This is a genomic window from Paenibacillus sp. 79R4, from assembly GCF_013393165.1.
Classification (GTDB): Bacteria; Bacillota; Bacilli; order Paenibacillales; family Paenibacillaceae; genus Fontibacillus.
In genome coordinates this window covers 111,735-130,184 of record NZ_QJOT01000013.1, presented here as the reverse complement: position 1 = coordinate 130,184, position 18,450 = coordinate 111,735, and the positions used below count along the sequence as shown (strand labels likewise).

Genomic DNA, 18,450 nt, shown 5'->3' with positions numbered 1-18,450 from the left:
CCGTTATCTGTTACAACCGAGCCATTCGGTACAGTTACCGTTGAACCACTTGGCAGTTCTATGGTTACTGTGCCATCCCCGTTATCCGTTACGACCGAACCATCCGGGACGGTTACCGTCGAACCGCTTGGCAGTTCTATGGTTACTGTGCCGTCCTCATTATCCGTTACGGTTGAGCCACCTGGGACCGTTACTGTCGGGCCACTCGGAACCTCTACAGTGACTGTGCCATCCTCGTTATCCGTTACGGTTGAGCCTTCCGGGACGGTTACTGTTGGGCCGCTTGGGACCTCCACAGTGACTGTGCCGTCTTCGTTATCCGTTACGTTCGAACCAGACGGTACGGTTACTGTCGAACCACTTGGCAGTTCTACAGTTACTGTGCTATCTCCATTATCCGTGATGGTAGAACCATCCGGTGCGGTCACGGTTGGTGTCATTGGGAAAACAACATCAAAAGTTAATTCTCTACCAAGCTCATCAACTGTGATGTTGGTTACTACTCCGCCATCTACCGTAATACTAGGTACGATCAATGGCCATTTGTAGTTATCCCCGGAGGTCAATACAACAGCTGCTCGGTAAACCGTTCCTGAAGCAAACACGCCGTTGTGAACTCCTCCGTTTGTTTCGTCATACCAAGTTAGACTAGTCCCTGTAAATCCGTCTCCGTCAGCTACCTCAGCTTGAGGTGTCTCTCCGATGACTGGAGCCTTCATGACGATGCTCTGATCCCCTAAAGTGATAAATTCCGTAGCAGGGAACTCAACGTCAAAAGTCAGGTTATTGCCGGCACCCGTACCCGTTACTTTCATATTGGATACTGTACCATTCACTGAAATATACATCGTTGTTGGCCAACTATAAGTATTCAATGATTTCAGTTTTACTGTTGCCGAATACTTCGTATTTCCAGCAAACGTGCTGCCAGCAAAATCCTCGCCGCCATTTGTCTTGTTGTACCAGGTGATTGTACCTGTAAACTTAACATCCGAAACCGCCGTTTGAGGAGCTTCTCCCGTTTTCGGAGCGACGATGTTAACCTTAATTGTCTCCGCTAGTGTCTGCGCATTCTCGTCATGACTTCTGCGAATATAACGGGCACCATATGCCCCATAATTATTGCTGGATGGCGTTACGAGAACCTCTTCTTCTATCTCGCCAGAAGGTGGCAAGTAGAAATACAGATTGCCGTTCACCTTGCTGTCATTCGGCAGCATTCTCACATCTTTAATACCATAAACACCTGATTGTGCGTCCGGAAGATCTGCACAATCCACTCCATTAATACTGGCTGCCGCCACATATTGATCACTGTGTCGAAGAACAGTAAGGGTATTAAGGTAAACCGCTTGACCCGCACTGTTGACAGGCCTTGGAGAGACGCTGGTTACCGAGTTACTGTTGGTAGCCTGAACTGAACCGCCATCTATAGTAATCTCGCCGACAACACCGTCGCTGCCTTTGCCGATACCATTACCGTCGGAACCGCCTTTAGCGGTGATAGTACCACCGGAAATTAAAATGCTGTCTACTGCATTTTTCGCCCAAGGACCTCCGCCAATGCCTGCGGAGCCTTGACCGCCGGTCGCAACGATCTGGCCGCCAGCAATGCTGATATTGCCAATGCTTCCGCTGTCGTTTCTGCCGATACCGATCCCAGCTCCACCGCCGGATAAAAGAATACCGTCGCGATTACCGCCAGTTGCAGTTATAGTCCCGCCATTGATTTTGATACTGCCAATTGTCCCGGAAGAACCCGGGCCAGTGCCAATACCTGCTGCTGCAGGACCACCGACCGCTTCTACAGTACCGCCGTTGATCGTAATACGATCAATTTGGCCGTGTAAGTCTGAAGTAGCATCTGATGCGCTAAGGCCAATGCCCGCTCCACCACCGCTTCCAAGAAGACTGCTGCCGCCATTGGCAGTAATAACCCCGCCATTAATCGTAATACCGCTCATGATCCCGTTGGATCCTCCGGCGCCGATGCCTGGAGCAAAACGACCGCCATTGGCAATGATCCGACCGCTATTGATAGCAATATTTCCGACTGTGTTCGATTCCCCGCCGCCGATACCGGCGCCGCTCACACCGCCATTCGCGGTCAAGCTTGCGTTGGCATCATCCGCCGCGCCTGAAATCGTCAAATTGCTGCCAAACGATATGCCTACCGCTGCACCATAGCCTTGCTGTCCTAGTGTCGTATGTCCACTTGTGATAATATTTTCCCCTTTGAAAACAAGGGCATTATCACCGGATACAAAATACAAAGGTGCCGGGCCTTGTCTGGCATCATAAGTACTTTTGTGCTGGTCATCCGATTTGACCTGCAGATTTTCAATCGTAATCTTGTTATTTCCCTCAAACCGGAAAGCTACCTTATCAAACGTCTTGCCTGCTACCCCTTTTATGGTAACCGTCTCATCCTTAGGTATCGAGACTGTGGTTACCTCGTCTGTAGGACGTAATTGACTCAGATCGATAGTAATCGAGGAAGCTCCGAGATTGATTCTCTCTTGAATAGCCGATTCAATAGCTCTATTCAACTCGTTCCAGATACTTACTACCACAGATATAGATATATTAGATCCCGGTGCAGGGCCCGGATCCGGCACAGATTCTGGATCGTCTTCGACTTCACCAGCCGCTGTAGCAGGAAACTCTACATCAAAAGTCAAGGTATTGCCAACACCAGTGCCATTCACCTTCGTATTGGATACAGATCCACCATCTACCATGACATAAGTAGGTGGCCAGCTGTAGCTATTGATAGCCCTCAACTCGACCGATGCTTTATAGACAGTTTCTCCTGCAAATTTACCTTTAAGCACTCCGCCATTCGTCACGTCATGCCAGGTAATTGCACCCGTGTACATCGCGCCTGAGAGTTCTTTTTGCGGTGTGCCTCCAGTTTCAGGAGATAGAATTTCGAGTTTGAGCGTCTCCGCCAAGGTCTGCGCGTTACTGTCATGATTCCCCCGGACATAACTGGCTCCATAAGTACCATAAGTAATGCTTGCTGGCGTTACGAGAATCTCTTCATCCACTTCCCCGGAAGTCGGCAGATAGAAATACAATACGCCGTTCGTCTTGATATCATTAGGCAGAGTCTTCACATCGTGAATGCCATAGATACCTGCCTGCGCATTAGGCTCACCCGCGAAATCAACACCGTTCAAGCTTCCTGCAGCCACATATTCGTTAATATGGCTCGGAATCGTCAGCGTATTGAGATAGACTCCATATCCCGCGCTGTTGCTTGGGCTAGGGAACACACTGGTCGCCGACTTGCTGTCAAGCGCCTTGACAGACCCGCCGTTAATGATAATGCTGCCCACAGCGCTGTTATTGCCGTTGCCAATGCCCTTGCCGTTGGAACCGCCGGTCGCCGTAATCGTACCGCCATCAATGGTAATATTGCCTACAGGGCCGCTTCTGTTGCCACCGCCGATCCCTGCGCCATTTGAGCCGGCAGTCGCTGTAATAATACCGCCGGTAACTCTAACAGTATCTATGCCACCGCTGTTATTGCCGCCACCGACGCCGGCACTGCCGGATTCACCAGTAGCTGCAACAGATCCGCCGGTAATGGCAATGCTGCCTACCTTACCGTCGGTTCCTGCGCCGCTCCCGATACCCGCACCGCCACCGTCAAAGATGCTGCGGTAAGCACCTTTTGCTGTAATAGAACCGCCGCTAATGGTGATGTTATTGACTTGGCCGCCTGTGCCAGAGCTGAGACCTATGCCAGCAGCGCCATCGGCACCCGTCGCGGTAACAATACCGTCTGCGATGGTGATGCTGTCAATGGTTCCGCCGCTGCCGCCTGCTCCGATACCCGGAGCGTAAGAGCCGCCTTTGGCATTGACTGTACCGCCGCTAATTGCAATAGAGCCGCTGCCGCCTCGTTCTCCGCCGCCGATACCCGCTCCCCTTGCACCGCCTGTTGCATTCAGGCTTGCTTCAATGGCGTGCGTATCTTCCGTGATCGTCAAGCTTGCCTGACTGTTCACATTTAAAGCTGCGCCATAATTATCTGCTACTGATGATTGTCCGCTCGTAACATTATTTACTCCCCTGAGGGTAAGAATGTTCTCCCCATATGAAAAATACAGAGGAGCGTACGCAACACCACCGCCATTAGTGGTGCCATTGTGATTATTCGCGGATTGTACATTGAGGTCCTCAATGATAATGTTGTTATCTCCCTCAAATACAAACGCTGTATTTTTGAAAGTTGTTCCCGATTTCCCCTTAATGGTAAGGGATTTGCCTCGAGGAATTTTAATGGTGATAAATTCAGCGCTTGTAAACAGCCCGCCTGTAGATGGAGACTCCAGCTTGCTCAGATCGATAGTGGCATAATCAGAAGCTCCATTAATCAGACTTTGTACGCCGTTCCAATTCATAGGCTCGATGATTTGCTCTTCTGCCGCTGCTTTCGGAACGTGCGCAATATTAAGGCTTATGAGAATGGAGAGTGCCACCGCCATAAGCCTTTTGAATGGTCTTGGGTTCATGTTCTTCCCCTTTCTTTGATGGTGCAATCTCCACAACGACTTCCTGCCGCATATCATTTTAGGGCGGGATTCCTTTCATCATTTGTCCTCCTTTCTATAGCAAGATCATCAATTATTTAATGCATTTTTAAAGCTTTTTGTCTGAAGATGCTCTCAATTGAGGTTTTGATGTATTTAATAGTGAAAAAAATAACATCAAATAAAATAGAAAAAGCTCACTTTATGTCGAATCAACTTGGAAGCCTGAACGAATAACCCCCCGGCCAAAAAATATTTTTTAGTGCTGAAGACTTAGGAGCCACAAAAAAAGAGCCTCCACTTTTCCGTGGAAGCTCATAGATATCAAAAAACCCTTTTGCGCATCTCCTCTGCCTATCTGATATCGATCCGTACAGACGTATTATCAGACTCTTTTATGTTATCGCCCCTGAAATAACCCAGGCCTAGCACACCGGCGATTCTCTCATTCGCTTGAAGGCCCGCAGCAGAGCAGAAAATCTCGCCTTCTTGCTGCAGTGGCAAGTACCAGTTCATCCCAAGCCCACTCGCCGAGGCAAGGATCTGCAGATTTTGGATCAGGCAGCAGGCCGCGGAAAAGTCATCCTTAGCCTCCCGGGCATCCTGCGGTATTGGGGCAGCAACAATGAGACAAACCGGAGCTTGACGAATCTGCGCCCGTATCTCTGACTGCGTCGACAGATCGAGTGTCTCTTCCAGCTTGCCGCGATAGTCCTTGGCCACCCAAATGAAACGCCAAGGTTCGCGTAAATGATGATTTGGTGCCCAAACCGCCTCCTCCAGCAGCGTCTGTACCAGCTCAGCATCCACAGGACGCTCATCGAACTGTTCGCATTCCCGGATCTGCTCCATCATCGGATATATGCTCATGACTCATCCTCCTTGTCGGGCAGTGTCCCCAGCACTGTCCATTTATCGGCAGCAGGAGTACGACGCTTGCCTTTGGGCAGCTTGTCATACCCGCCAATATATAGCAGGCATACAAGCTGCTCATCCTCGGCAAGCCCCAACCCAGCCGTCAGCGCCTCATGCCCGATAATCGGCTCTGTATTCCATACCAGCCCTAATTTGCGCTCCCAGGCGAGCAATGTGAAGCTCTGTACAATCGCACTGGCCGCCGCCAACTGTCGATCATGGAACGAAGGATCTGCCCCTTCCCGAATACTAACAGCCATAATCAGCGGAATTTGTGCTACTCGCTCAGCCATCGCCTGCACAACTTTTCCCGGCATCAAGCGGTATAAGCCCTGACTGCTATAAGCAGCCATAATGGCTGCCCCCGCTTTGCGCTTACCTTCCTCACTGGCAAATATAATAAATCGCAGAGCCTCTTTATCGTGCTCTAATGTCACGGTGTCCGCTGCCAGCTTGAGCATGGCTGTTAATTCCTGCTCCGGAACGGACTGCTTGACGAATTTGCGAATCGTTCTTCTCTCGCGAATCAAATGGGCTGCCTCATGAGAAGACTCTGGCAGAATAGACTGCGTTATCCGCCCGTCCAATCCATGGTTTCCTTGACTTGTTGCGCGAGTGCTTGCTCTTTTGGCATCACGGTCCCTCGTTCTTCCCGATTCCCGCTCTTCGGCCATTTTCAGATCATCCATCGCCTCATCCCTTTCGTACCCAATCTAAGCTAATTGTACCGAGAATGATAATCATTTTCAATAACTAAAAAAGATCGCCCTTCTCCAGAGCAGGCTCCGGGAGAACGATCTTTACTCTCTATCGAATCATATAATGAGCTATTGGTTAGCTGCCAGTATATTTACAATGTCATCTATTTTCATCTCGTCGGCGATCGGCCCGTTCAGCGCCCAGTGACGGGCGGACACTTTATAAGCCTGTCCCTTCGCAACGGCTGGTATTGCCTTCCATACTTTCAATTGTTCCACACCGGAAGCCTTAGCTACATCCTGCTGAAACTCAGCTTCATTGGCCATCGAAGCTCCGTAATCCATAAACAAATAATCCGCCGTCAGTTCCGGGAGCTTCTCCAGTGACAACATTGTTCCTCCCCAAGTATCTTCTTTATTATTTTTCTGAAATTCCAGGACTGCCGGATCCGGCTTCAGACCCAATTCATTATAAAGGATATACGTCCAGGCATACTCCGGGAAATCCAATTCTACTTCTTTGGTTGACGGACGAATGAAAGCAACCGTCTTGTCTTTGCCAACCGCTTGTACGATTGTTTCCCTGGCTTGCTTCAATTTATCCTCATACGTCTGGAGTAATGCATCTGCCTGCCCCTCCTTGCCCAACGCCCTGCCGATATCAACAATGGCTGACTGCCAATTATCGCGGACAAAAGCAATCGTTGGCGCTATTTTACTCAGCTGCTCGTAACCTGATTGATCCGTCATATACGTATTCATAACAATTAAATCAGGGTCAACTGCGGCAATCGCCTCCAGATTGATGTCAAAGGAGCTGTTAATCGGAATCCCCTTTTCCTTAATCTGAGCGTCCAAATAGTAGCCATCCGTACTAAAAGCCTGCACCAGCGGCACATCCAGGGAGAGCAGCATATCCTCCATTCCGATGGAGACGATCCGCTTGGGATTTGCCGGAATCGTTGATTCGCCGTAATCATGCTTGATTACGATCTCCTGCTCATTACTATGACTCGCTTCCTGCGCATTTTGTGAAGGAACTCGTCCATTCGCAGCGGAATCTGCTCTGGAAGAAGCGCCTTCGCTACCGCTTTTCCCGCAGCCTCCAAGAACAAGTGCGAATATTAAAGCTATCATAGGCAAGGCAGCAAAGATAGGAAACTTACGTGACCTATTATTGGATTGGTTAATATCATGCATGTCTCGTTATACCCCCTGAAATTGAGAATCATTATCATTTTAAGAGTATAACGAACAGCCTTTACTTTGTATATTCAGAATCATGCGGAATGATTATGAATCTGCGCACAATATCAAATGTTCGACCCTGGCCAGCTGTCGTTCATGATAAAGCGCCGAATTCTCAAGCCATGGATACACCCATGCCGGGTGTCCCGATTGCAAATAAACCTTGTTCTCCCGAACCGGCCGAAGCCCGCGCCAGCCCTCGTCCTCTTGCAGCTGCTTCCAATACGCTTGCGAGCGGAGATCTTCATTTACGCTAACAACAAACAGACAGTTCTCGTCACAGCCGGATAATCGCTCCAGTTCAACAGCCTCATACCAATCAATCTGGTTCATTAGCGAAGCGGGGGCCAGCCCAAGATCATCATAAAGGACGGTCATGGCTTTGCGGCCCCAAATTTGCATCTCCTCCCCGGCAACCTTTAATACCAGTACCTTTTTATCTCCAACGACGCTATGAATCCGCTCGCGGACGGACCTTGCTTTCTGTTCATAACGTTCCAGCCAAGCGGCAGCGGCTTCGTTCATTTGCAAAAAATCAGCGGTCATCAAAAGATGCTGCCGCCAATCTGCGTCCATCCAGGGAAGAAGCAGTACGGGAGCGATTTCGCCCAGGCGGGCCGCTTCATCGGGCGAGATCGTGCTATCCAGACCGATGATACAGTCGGGTTTTGCCTTGCGCAACGCACGACGGTTGAAGTCGTAATGGTGGCCAAGCGGCACCTCTATATCACCGCTGTATTTGCGGTTGAACTCATTGGTCCAGTAATGATCCACCGGAGCAGCATACGGTATCACCTGAAGTGGCAGAAGCGATCCTAATATCGGCCAGCTATACGCTGCCACTCGGCGCTTTCGATTACGGAGGTAGACGGCGGGTGCAATGCCAACTTCTTTCTTGAAGACCGCTCGAAAATAAGATTCGCTTCGGAAGCCAACCCTGTCTGCAATCTCATCAACCGATAATCCGCTCTCCAGCATTAATTTCTTGGCATGCCGAAGACGCACCTCCGTCAAATATTCGACGATGCTTTTTCCATAGCGCTCCTTGAAGCCACGCATCAGGTGATAGCGGCTCACTCCTGATAATGAAGCCAGCTCGTCCACCGTGATCCCTTCCTTGTAACGACTGTCGATCTCTTGCTTGGCCAGCTCCGGCATGTCGGTATCACGATGCTCTATCTTCTCAATCAATAGCGCCAGCAGCTCGTAGAAGCCTGCCTGAACCCTCATCTGATCAGCCGTTGTGAAGCGTTCCCAGTAAAGATGAATCATACCGGCGATGCGTATAGAAGCAGGAATTCGGTATTCAAGCTTACAGGAATTCGGCTTTGTATTCGTATCTTTACCAGCATCCTCGGCGGAGAGCAGTCCTTGCTCAAAATCAAGAAAATACATGGCTTGTTCTGCTTTTGAAGGTCCCCCCGTCTCTATCCATTGTCCCGGACAGCAAAGAATAACCGTTCCGGTAACGGCAGATATCGGAATACCATCTACTATAACTCTGCAAGGGTCAATGCAGATCACCATGCGATACCGGATCAGTCGATCCTTTCGAAACGACCATTCTTGTCCGCTGTATTTCACTTTTTCCACCTGCACGAGTTTGAGCCATGCATTGTTCAAAAGGTCAACGCTGTTTTGATCAGGTATATTTATTTGGGCAGTCATGGCATCCCCCACCTCATACGATATGTTATATATCAATCTCAATATCCCCGGTTCCGAGAACCCCACCTCATTCCCCATCCTAAAAATACCTGCAGAAGCATTGAGCTTGAAAGGGGCATCGGCTATACTTGATAATGATAATGATAATCGTTATCATTATTGAGTTGTGGCATCCTGAAGGGAGAATGCGCCTCATGTTTCAATCTCATTCATTCGGTACGAGTACTTTCATCAGCACCAACAATGGCCGCCGATTACACTATATGGTCAAGGGAGAAGGAAGCCCAACAGTGGTATTCGAGTCCGGTCTAGGTTTCTCCCGTTCGACTTGGGGACTCGTTCATCCCGCTATAGCCAAGGCTACCCGAGCCGTTGTCTACGATCGCGCCGGTCTTGGAAAAAGCGAGCCGGACGATAAGCCAAGAACATTGGCAAGGATGGCGGATGACCTTTCCTGTCTGTTGGATGCGCTGGGTCCGGGCCCCTTTATTCTGGTAGGACATAGCTGGGGCGGCCCGATGATAAGAGTAGCCGCAAGCCGGAATTTAGCCAGAATACGCGGCCTTATTCTGGTAGACCCATCGGATGAACAATGCGATCTCTATTTCGCCCCGGCCTCACAAAGACAATTCGCCTTAAATCGTCTGCTTCTTCCTCCTTTGGCCCGACTTGGTCTTTATCGCCTTCTGGGCAGCATCCCCGGCCGTGCACAACCGGACGACGTATACAAAGAGCATCGGCGCGAGGATTTCACAGTCCGTTCAGCCAAGACTGCTGCAGCCGAATCGGATTCGTTCTTGACGGAGCTGGCGGCGCTGCGCGAGACTCCTCCTTTTCTCGGCAACACGGAAATCAGCATCATTACGGGAACCAAAATTACATGGATGGAAAGAAAGGTGCGTCCAGCCGTTATGAAGGCGCATCAGAAATCCGTCTCTGCTTTACCTAATGGGCGATGGGTCGAGGCCTCAAGTTCGGGACATTTGATCAACTTTAGCGAACCTCAGCTTATCATCCATGAAATCATGGGCATGATCCATTAAATTTTACTTTTCGTATTTGTAATTCCCCCGTTAGCTGGACGGAAAAGATCGGCCTGCAGAGATGCAGACCGATCTTTATTCATTTCAGAGCATTCTTGTACTTTATTGGACAACCGATGACAATACATCGTCGATCATTTTCGAATTTGCAATCGCCCCTGCATAAAGCCAGCTGGATTGATCATCAAACTCGTATACATGGTTTTCCTTGACCGCAGGTATATTGGCCCAAATAGGATCCTTCATCAGCTGTTCCTTGGTTACGCCGCGGTTGTTCACAATGAACAGGTAATCCGCATCCATCTGGGCGAATTCTTCCATAGAGATTGAATTCCAGTTCGCGGTACCCGTCTTCGAAATTTCTTCTACCGTTTTAGGTTCAGCAAGCCCCAGATCATTGTAGAGAACCGTCCCGCTGGAGAGATGGTCGCTAACCACAAATATCGCTTTCTCCGTTACCCAAAGGGATGCTGCTGTACGGGAGCCGATCACCTGCTTAAGCTTTTCTCTAGCCTCCGCGGCTTTTTGATCGTAGGCCTGGATGGCTTCCTCCGCTTCCTTTGTCTTGCCGAGCACTTCTCCGACTGCCTTCAATTCCTCGCGCCAGTTGTTGCTCTTTTCTTTGCCGACAACGTAAGTAGGGGCAATTTTGGAGTACTGCTCGTACTTGCCGTCCGCAGCCATATCCGCTCCGCCCAGAATAATCAAGTCAGGCTCAAAACTCATAACGGATTCGTAAGGCAAATCATACGGTATTTTCGGAATTTCCGCCAATTGGTCTTGCAGATAGTTCTGCACCCCATCTCCTTTGATCGACCACTGGGCAACCGGCTTTACGCCAAGCGTCAGCAGATGATCCTCCAAATAGGTTGCGATGATTCGCTGCGGATGTGACGGTACCTTTACCTCATTCCCGAGAGCGTCGGTCAGTACGCGCTCCTGCGCAGTATCCTTCGAAGCGCTATCGCCCCCTGAACCGGAATTTTGTGCCTTATCGCCGCATGCACTGACCACAACGGCAAAGCTCATCAGCAGCGCAAGCAACATTTTTTTGCTAGATATAAGTTTCATAGTCTGTCTGGTTTCTCCTCCACTCTTCGATTTGAATAACATTCAAATATGTCATCCATCGGATATCGTAATAAGCAAATTAGCTCTTTATATATCTTAATGATAATGATTATCAATATCAAGCTTTTTGTTTATTTTCTCCCATCTGTAATAAGATGCTCTCCATTGAACAGTAAATATTAACATAACTTACTTTGTCAAAATAGCATAAATTATCTCTTTTCATGAAATATTAGGGGTAAACTGCGTGAGATATCGATATCTCACACATATGAAGGATGATGAATGAATTGGAAAAACAACGAATCCGCTCAATATTTCAACATTTATCTCACGATCAGGGTGAGCCTTTATTCTCACAGCTAGAACAAGCTTTTCAGAATGCCGCAGATTATCAAGCCGTAGGTGTAGGACAGGTGGACAAGGAGCAAATCTATCTTTGTTCCCTTACGTCCCTAACTGGGTCGGACCACATGAAATTCCAATTAGAAGTACCGGAGGACGCGACTGAAACCAATCTGGATAGTTATATTGGCAGCAAATACGCAGTTGGAAACTATAAGGAATGTGAAAAATCAGTTTGTGCCGGGAAGACCATCCTCTGCAGCCGTAATTCCTCCAACGGAATAATCCTGGATACCGAAAATCCTCAGCAGCGGGGGTTGCAGCAGCCGCAAACCGAAAATGTCATCCAGGGGCCGATGTATTCTTTTAATGAGCACTATCCCACGAATATCGGGCTGGTTCGTCAACGCATGCGAACGCCCCGCCTAAAAATTTGGGAAACGACCCTTGGCGAGATCACGCATACCAAAGTAGGGATGATGTATCTGGAAGGCGTCACCGATCCGGGACTTATTCAATATACACGCGATAAAATCAGCAGCATTCAAACGGACAGTGTGCAGGAATCGGGGGAATTGCTGCGCTTGCTCAACCCGAAGACCGGTTTATTTCCAGTCGCGGTGACCACCGAGCGTCCGGACAGGGCCTCCGCTTCCTTGTTGAATGGAAAAGTCGTGATTTTTCTCGACGGCACTCCGTTTTCCATCATTGCTCCCGGCTCCTACTTTGATTTTTGGGAATCCGCTGAGGATCAATATCTTACTCCTTTTATCGCTGTTTTTATGAGAGTGCTGCGGTTTGTAGCCGTCATGCTGAATCTGTTTCTCCCTGCCTTCTATATTGCGATTACGTCTGTAAATATTGACATCAACCGGCTGGAGATCAATCTCGGCGCTTCGGCAAGCCGGGAAGGCGTTCCTTACCCGGTATGGATGGAATCACTGCTTATGTTGTTTTTATTGGATTGCATCGTCGAGGCGGGCGTTCGCCTGCCGCGCTCGATTAGCGCCACAGTGACTATGGTCGGGGGCGTCGTGCTTGGACAAGCCATTATTCAGGCCAACATTGTCAGCAACCTGCTAGTAATCGTGTCGGCTACCACAGCCTTAACCAATTTTATCGTTGTAGATTATCAAATGGGATTAGTGCAGCGCATATTGAAATACTTCTTTTTAGCTGGGGCGAGCTTGCTCGGCGTACTGGGGATTGTGTTCTCCTTCTCCATCATGGTTATCTGCCTGTCGCGAATTAAATCCTTTGGCATCTCCTATTTAACTCCACTTGGACCAGATGCAAGAGCGCGATCAAATAGCCTTGGATTACTTGGACGCTCCCATCATTTTTCACTTACAAACTGGCTGAATTTTGGAAGAGGGAATAGACAATGAAGCCAACTGCTTTATCAACAACCCAATTTTTCGGATTGCAGATTATGGTATTAGGGGCGATTTCCTTTTATCTATATCCCTATCTCGTGATTAATTCCACCAGCCATGGCTTTTGGATCCCCATCATGATATGGATGCTGCTATCCCTTGTAGGGGCTTGGCTCTTCAGCCGGATGATGGCCCTGCATCAGGGAAAGGATGCCTTCACGATCGTAAAGAAAGAACTCGGCTGGCTGGGAATTTTGTTATTTGTGCTGCCCCTCATCTGGTATATGTGGCGTTCCATGGTCGTCATGGTCAGCGCGCACACCGAGATCATCGGCATGACGATCCTGCATACAACACCAGGGTGGGTGCTTAACGGGATTATCTGGATTGCCGTATTTTTGGCATCCGGCGGATTTGGATCGATCGTACGGACGGCTTCGATCTTTTTGTTAGTCAGCTTTCCGATTTCAATTATTTTGTTTCTCTTGGCGATGAGCGACACTCATCTATACTTGGGCAAACCCTGGCTTCAGAGTACGGGCGATTTTCTCACAAGCCCCCGCTTCTATGCTTCATCATGTATTTGGACCGCTTATTTATATCTTGCAGTTTGCGGTCAATTCAGTAAAAAGCCCGGCAAGCTGTGGAAATCGTATGCTGCAGCGACTATTTGCTTCATACCGCTGATCTTAGGCTCGGTGTACCTCCCCGTGCTAACCTTTGGAGCTGAAATGTCGCGGAATTTAACCTTACCGTACATATCCAAAATGGATACTATATATCATTACTGGCTTATTATTGAAAATTTAACTGCCGTGTTCATCTCATCCTCAATGCTATACCTGATATTAGCACTGGCGATCATGGTGAATCTTATCGTCACAGCTGTGAAAGTGATTTTCCCCAGTTGGAACGATAAGCTGCTGTATTTGCTGACTGGAGCTATAACATACGCTTCCACACTCCTTGTTCCATCCTGGGAGTGGATTGAAAGAGCTCTTATGATAAATACTCCGTTCCGGTTATATCTCATGTTTTTATTTCCGCTGGTGGTAGTAATGAAATCGATGATTTCAGAAAGGATGAAATCCCGTTCATGAGATTCAAATTTCGTTCCCTGTTCCTTCCTGGTCTCCTGCTTCTGTTCATGCTGCCGCTCTCAGGCTGCTGGGATGTGAAAGACATTGACAATCGGCTGCTGGTTACCGTGCTCGGGATCGAGGAGATTCCGAATAATCAAGTAAAGATCTGGGCCAGATTCCCGCTTCCGAGCGTCAAGGAGACTAGCGGAGGGGGAACGGATAAAGATTATATAACGGTCAAACAAGTCGGGGATACGGTAGTAGATGCGCTTGATGGCATCCGCCTTAAGCTGACTAAATTTATTGATCTATCACAGACAAGAACGATTTTCCTGGATCAAAGACTGGCAAAAAAAGGATTCCTGCCTTATCTGGAATTTGCCATGCGCGATAGAACGCTTCCCTTGGATGCCCTCGTTACCGTAGTATCAGGCGATATGGAGGAGGTACTGGACCAGCCCTATCCAACAGGCGAATTGTCCGGTATTTATTCCAAGCTTTTTTTCGAAAGCTACGCCGGAGGAACTGCGCAAAAAAACAAAATGACGTTATGGGAAATTTTCAGCCGGTATTTCAATCCACTGGAGGAAAACCTTATCCCCGTGTTGAGCAGTGATCCGGTCACGTTATTTAAGCTTCAAGGCAACGCCTATTTTCATGGAGATACAATGATGGGAATGCTCACCCCGGAGGAAACCCTGATTACCAGTATCGTCACAAACAAGATGTTTCCTTTTGAGATCGAAACGGCACAAAAAATGGACGTTAGAATTATGAGTTCCAAATCTTTTGTGCGAGTTAAAATGATCAACAATAAGCCATTCATTCGTATTCGCGCCAAAACCACCATGACGTTGATGGATTCCGCACGCGGCATTCACCTCGATCCTTCCGAACTAGAGGCTTCTATTAACAAGTTAATCGAAGAACGGGCTACCAAAGTGTTCAAACGAACGCAACAGGATCAAGCCGATATTTTTCGGCTGGGCAATTATTTCAGGAGCATTCTGCCCACGTCTCAGTATACTCATTGGCCAGAACTCTATCAGCAAGCTACCATTGACTTTAAGATCGAGTCCAAGCTGAAGAACACTGGGCTGCAAATTATGAAGAATCCAACAGATAAGACTTCAAATGATCACGCAAAAAATTGAGCAAGCGGCAATAGGCGAACCATTGTCGCTTGCTCAATCTGGAACCCAATAAAGGGCGAGTATAGTATCGCCCCTTCCTCTCCCTAGACAACGCTAAGCAAATCTGCTAATCAACCTTCGATCCCTAAGACCCGCTATGAATCGCCGAGAGCTTCGCATGATCGGTAGACCAGATCGGCTTCACTTCCTGACGTGGGTTTAAATACGCTTTGATGCGGTTAACAGCAGCCGGCCCCTCTGTAAAGCCACCCGCAATTAGGCCCGGCAATTTGCCCGGATATTCCACAACATCGCCCGCCGCAAAGATACCTTCTACCGAGGTTTGCATCCATGCATCTACAAGAATCCGGTCCTGTTCGATCGCCAGCCCCCAATCCTTGATTCCCCCCAAATCAGGCCTTGAGCCATGGCAAACCAGGATCTCGTCCACTTCCAATGTGGTTAGCTCCTCTGTATCCAAGCGTTCAATCTTTACACCGTCAATTCGATCATCCTGTCCATATATCCTTGATCCGGGAAGAAGTCATGACAGCTACGGCTTGCTTCTGAAGCAGAGCTACGTTTCCTTCGTGAGCCCGGAACGCCTCCCGACGATGAACAATGCCGATAAATTGGGCCAGGGGAGCCAAGGCGAGTGCCCAATCCACTGCCGTATCGCCCCCACCGGAGATAAGTACTCTTTTGTCCCGGAACCGTTCCACGTTTACGGGCCTATAATGCAGATGATGGCCTTCATACTGTGCTGCGCCGGGCACTTCCAGCTTATTGGCCACAAGCGTGCCGAATCCGATTGTGAGTAAAATCGAACGCGTCAAATGCTTTTCCCCGGTATTGCTTGTCAAACGGAATGTTCCGTCCTCCAAACGCTCCATTTTTTCAATCAACTGCGAATATACTAGCGTCGGCTCAAAGGTGCTCGCCTGCTTCTCCAGTTGTTTGGTCAAATCTCCGGCCGTAATCGCAGCGATTCCTCCGACGTCGTACAGGAACTTCTCCGAATAATACGGCAGTTTTCCGCCCAGAAACGGAGCTGCCTCGATAATTTTTGTTGTCATATCCCTCATGCCGGCATAAAACGCTGAAAAGAGTCCTGTCGGCCCGCCGCCGATAATCGTTACATCAAAACATAGCTTCGTTGCATTAGCCATTCAAAAATGTCCCCCTTAGATTCTTGGTTCGGCATTCAATTTCACGCCGATTATGAGAATCATTATCAATGATTCTCAGGGGTTCCTTCCACCTATAGACGGATTGTTTTCGGCTGCAAACGTATTTTCTCCAATTCTCTTACATTCATATAGTAAGAAACGTCAGATCCGGACAGCTAAAAAAGCCCCCGTTAGATCAGGCGCTTTTAGGTCTGCTTCTATTCACTTGTGCTTATACCAGGTTCGACTGTATATAATGCCCCGGTTTACAGCCGTATTTTTTTAGAAATGCCGCAGAGAAGTTGCTGGGATTGCTGTATCCGACCGCTGCAGCCGCCTCTCCGACGTTCAGCTGTTCATGTTGCATTAAATATAAGCCCTTTTCGATTCGCTGATCACGAATATATTCAAAAACGGTCATACCAAACAGCTCTTTAAACCCTTTTTTTAGCTTAAATTCATTTAATTCCGCTGCGCGGGCAAGCTCTCTCAAAGATAACGGGTCCTCAAGCCGGCCCTCAATAATCTGTCTGGCACCATAAAGCCTCTCCATATCCGGTTTTTTGATATCAGACGCCGTCTTTGGACAAGCGTCCGAAGTGTACTTCTCCAAGGCAAGCAAAACAATTTCCATGATCTTGCTTTCCATATGCAGCCTCTTCAAGGCGCCTGAATAAGAAGAATGCATCATCTCGTTAACCGCACGCCTGAGTCTGACAGAGTTTGTCAAAGGGCTTATCTGCTTCCTCTGACTTTTGAGCCAGTCCTCCGCCCAGCTATATTCGTCGGTATGTTTAAAGTAGCCAAGGAGCTGTTCTGGCAACAACCGGATTTCGAGAATCTGGTACCTTAGTTTGGCTCTCTTGAGCAAATGAATTTCACTACCCTCCATCGAATACATATTGCCGGATGGCACTTGAGTCGAATAACGGCTGCCCTGATAAAAACAGTCCACTCCGCCGCTGAAGCAGTAATTGATCTCAAAAACCTGATCCTCGTAAATATGCTGATCCCAATCCTCCTCCAGCACCATATCGGAGACAACAACTTCAATTCCTTGCCTGATCTTCATGCGGGAAATGCTTCCCACCCCGAAGGAAGGCGAAAGGATAATCCGTTGTTCTCCTCCCTGATCTGTTTCGCTTATGGTCAAATCATCAGATATAGCGTCAAAATACCCATGTATATTATTGGATCGAATGATCTGCTTCATATGAACACCTCGTCAACCAAGAAGTTCAAAATCAACTATCTAAATCTAGTGGATTTTACAAGTATCGTATCATTATTGAGAATCATTATCAATCGATGTCCAAACGGAAATCACGCTGATACGTTGACGAGAGATTAACCAAACTTCAGATTAGCAGATATACACACCAATTCCCCGCCAGATGAGCCCTTTTTTTTCTCATAATAAGCCCCCCATCTTGGTTGGCCTTATTATATAGTTCGACTTATAACGAAAAATAGGTCAAATGACCAAAAGAAGAAGGGAACATATGGATTTTAGAGATATCGTGAATCATGCACCTGCACATATAAAGACAGAATTTATTTATAGAAAACATGAAAAAGGCAGTCTAATTATTCACCCGCATGAGCAAAACCATCATCTTTATATTCTAACTACAGGTATTGCAGAAGTGTACAGACAAAGCTATACAGGAACCCTGGTTTCCTTATATATCTATGATTCATATAGTTGTTTTGGGGAGATCGAAATTTTTAATGAAAAAATTAAAACACTTGGTGTTATTGCTCAACAAAATTGTGAAACGATAGCTATCCATAAGACAAAGGTCTATGAATGGATGAAAAATGACTTTAATTTTAATTTCTACATCATAAATCGACTTGCCTCCAAATTAATTTTAAGTTCAGATACCGTAGCTCAATTATCACTGTTAACAGTTAAAGATCGTATCTTATTAAGTATACGGAATCATTACAAAATCGACGATTTAGAACATCTGACAAAGCAAACCTTGTCCAGTGAGGTCTGTACACCGATCAGAAGTTTAAATCGTTCAATAGCCCAGTGTATCGACGAGGGTTTTATCAACTATAAAGATAAAAAGTTCTCTGTCACTTCGATTAATAAAATAGAAGCATATCTGAGAGACTTTTTAGCAAATTAAAAGAGGTTCGCAGTCCCTCT

The 18,450-nt window shown here is 47.8% G+C and carries 14 protein-coding genes; 5 read left to right on the top strand and 9 right to left on the bottom strand.

Features of this window, described 5'->3' with window-relative positions; genetic code table 11:
• The 5 genes from DMN77_RS18110 to DMN77_RS18090 all read right to left on the bottom strand — a co-directional run.
• On the bottom strand, nucleotides 1–4,523 hold a 4,523-nt coding region (locus DMN77_RS18110), incomplete at its 3' end, for a hypothetical protein (RefSeq protein ID WP_372776157.1).
• Nucleotides 4,524–4,895: 372 nt separating this feature from the next.
• Complete coding sequence (locus DMN77_RS18105) at nucleotides 4,896–5,411, bottom strand: nitroreductase family protein (RefSeq protein ID WP_179015900.1); 516 nt, start codon at nucleotides 5,409–5,411, stop codon at nucleotides 4,896–4,898.
• Entirely contained in the window at nucleotides 5,408–6,145 is a 738-nt protein-coding gene (locus DMN77_RS18100; protein ID WP_179015899.1) for a nitroreductase family protein, read from the bottom strand. Before DMN77_RS18100 ends, DMN77_RS18105 begins: the two co-directional genes overlap by 4 nt.
• A gap of 138 nt (nucleotides 6,146–6,283) precedes the next feature.
• Complete coding sequence (locus tag DMN77_RS18095) at nucleotides 6,284–7,354, bottom strand: iron-siderophore ABC transporter substrate-binding protein (RefSeq protein ID WP_179015898.1); 1,071 nt, start codon at nucleotides 7,352–7,354, stop codon at nucleotides 6,284–6,286.
• Between the two features lie 93 nt (nucleotides 7,355–7,447).
• Complete coding sequence (locus DMN77_RS18090; RefSeq protein ID WP_179015897.1) at nucleotides 7,448–9,070, bottom strand: AraC family transcriptional regulator; 1,623 nt, start codon at nucleotides 9,068–9,070, stop codon at nucleotides 7,448–7,450.
• Between the two features lie 194 nt (nucleotides 9,071–9,264).
• Between DMN77_RS18090 and DMN77_RS18085 the strand changes: the two genes are divergently transcribed.
• On the top strand, nucleotides 9,265–10,113 hold the full coding sequence (locus tag DMN77_RS18085; protein WP_179015896.1) for an alpha/beta fold hydrolase: 849 nt from the start codon (nucleotides 9,265–9,267) through the stop codon (nucleotides 10,111–10,113).
• A 102-nt stretch (nucleotides 10,114–10,215) separates the two neighbouring features.
• Here the strand turns inward: DMN77_RS18085 and DMN77_RS18080 are convergent, their stop codons facing one another.
• Nucleotides 10,216–11,184: an iron-hydroxamate ABC transporter substrate-binding protein gene (locus DMN77_RS18080; RefSeq protein WP_179015895.1), complete on the bottom strand. Its 969-nt coding sequence runs from the start codon at nucleotides 11,182–11,184 to the stop codon at nucleotides 10,216–10,218.
• 278 nt (nucleotides 11,185–11,462) lie between these two features.
• On the opposite strand from DMN77_RS18080, the gene DMN77_RS18075 reads away from it, so the two are divergent.
• Genes DMN77_RS18075 through DMN77_RS18065 form a run of 3 tightly spaced genes read left to right on the top strand, consistent with a single transcriptional unit; the run spans nucleotide 11,463 to nucleotide 15,141 of the window.
• Nucleotides 11,463–12,917 (top strand): spore germination protein, encoded by a 1,455-nt coding sequence (locus DMN77_RS18075; protein ID WP_483874238.1) that lies wholly within the window; start codon nucleotides 11,463–11,465, stop codon nucleotides 12,915–12,917.
• Nucleotides 12,914–14,005: a GerAB/ArcD/ProY family transporter gene (locus DMN77_RS18070; RefSeq protein WP_179015893.1), complete on the top strand. Its 1,092-nt coding sequence runs from the start codon at nucleotides 12,914–12,916 to the stop codon at nucleotides 14,003–14,005. The genes DMN77_RS18075 and DMN77_RS18070 overlap by 4 nt, the downstream gene beginning before the upstream one ends.
• Complete coding sequence (locus tag DMN77_RS18065; protein ID WP_068780491.1) at nucleotides 14,002–15,141, top strand: Ger(x)C family spore germination protein; 1,140 nt, start codon at nucleotides 14,002–14,004, stop codon at nucleotides 15,139–15,141. The genes DMN77_RS18070 and DMN77_RS18065 overlap by 4 nt, the downstream gene beginning before the upstream one ends.
• Before the next feature lie 124 nt (nucleotides 15,142–15,265).
• On the opposite strand, the gene DMN77_RS18060 is transcribed toward DMN77_RS18065, so the two are convergent.
• From DMN77_RS18060 to DMN77_RS18050, 3 genes are all read right to left on the bottom strand, one after another.
• Complete coding sequence (locus DMN77_RS18060) at nucleotides 15,266–15,625, bottom strand: NAD(P)/FAD-dependent oxidoreductase (RefSeq protein WP_372776159.1); 360 nt, start codon at nucleotides 15,623–15,625, stop codon at nucleotides 15,266–15,268.
• A 4-nt stretch (nucleotides 15,626–15,629) separates the two neighbouring features.
• Nucleotides 15,630–16,289 carry an NAD(P)/FAD-dependent oxidoreductase gene (locus tag DMN77_RS18055; RefSeq protein WP_179015891.1) on the bottom strand — a complete coding sequence of 220 codons (660 nt, stop codon included), beginning with the start codon at nucleotides 16,287–16,289 and terminating at the stop codon, nucleotides 15,630–15,632.
• 232 nt (nucleotides 16,290–16,521) lie between these two features.
• Nucleotides 16,522–17,502 carry a helix-turn-helix transcriptional regulator gene (locus DMN77_RS18050; protein ID WP_179015890.1) on the bottom strand — a complete coding sequence of 327 codons (981 nt, stop codon included), beginning with the start codon at nucleotides 17,500–17,502 and terminating at the stop codon, nucleotides 16,522–16,524.
• Between the two features lie 289 nt (nucleotides 17,503–17,791).
• On the opposite strand from DMN77_RS18050, the gene DMN77_RS18045 reads away from it, so the two are divergent.
• Nucleotides 17,792–18,430 (top strand): Crp/Fnr family transcriptional regulator, encoded by a 639-nt coding sequence (locus DMN77_RS18045; protein ID WP_179015889.1) that lies wholly within the window; start codon nucleotides 17,792–17,794, stop codon nucleotides 18,428–18,430.
• Nucleotides 18,431–18,450 lie beyond the last annotated feature (20 nt).

Bases quoted from the DNA above. Each gene is read 5' to 3' on its own strand.
- DMN77_RS18105 (WP_179015900.1), bottom strand. From the start codon at position 5,411: ATGAGCATATATCCGATGATGGAGCAGATCCGGGAATGCGAACAGTTC.
- DMN77_RS18100 (WP_179015899.1), bottom strand. From the start codon at position 6,145: ATGGATGATCTGAAAATGGCCGAAGAGCGGGAATCGGGAAGAACGAGG.
- DMN77_RS18095 (WP_179015898.1), bottom strand. From the start codon at position 7,354: ATGCATGATATTAACCAATCCAATAATAGGTCACGTAAGTTTCCTATC.
- DMN77_RS18090 (WP_179015897.1), bottom strand. From the start codon at position 9,070: ATGACTGCCCAAATAAATATACCTGATCAAAACAGCGTTGACCTTTTG.
- DMN77_RS18085 (WP_179015896.1), top strand. From the start codon at position 9,265: ATGTTTCAATCTCATTCATTCGGTACGAGTACTTTCATCAGCACCAAC.
- DMN77_RS18080 (WP_179015895.1), bottom strand. From the start codon at position 11,184: ATGAAACTTATATCTAGCAAAAAAATGTTGCTTGCGCTGCTGATGAGC.
- DMN77_RS18075 (WP_483874238.1), top strand. From the start codon at position 11,463: ATGATGAATGAATTGGAAAAACAACGAATCCGCTCAATATTTCAACAT.
- DMN77_RS18070 (WP_179015893.1), top strand. From the start codon at position 12,914: ATGAAGCCAACTGCTTTATCAACAACCCAATTTTTCGGATTGCAGATT.
- DMN77_RS18065 (WP_068780491.1), top strand. From the start codon at position 14,002: ATGAGATTCAAATTTCGTTCCCTGTTCCTTCCTGGTCTCCTGCTTCTG.
- DMN77_RS18055 (WP_179015891.1), bottom strand. From the start codon at position 16,289: ATGGCTAATGCAACGAAGCTATGTTTTGATGTAACGATTATCGGCGGC.
- DMN77_RS18050 (WP_179015890.1), bottom strand. From the start codon at position 17,502: ATGAAGCAGATCATTCGATCCAATAATATACATGGGTATTTTGACGCT.
- DMN77_RS18045 (WP_179015889.1), top strand. From the start codon at position 17,792: ATGGATTTTAGAGATATCGTGAATCATGCACCTGCACATATAAAGACA.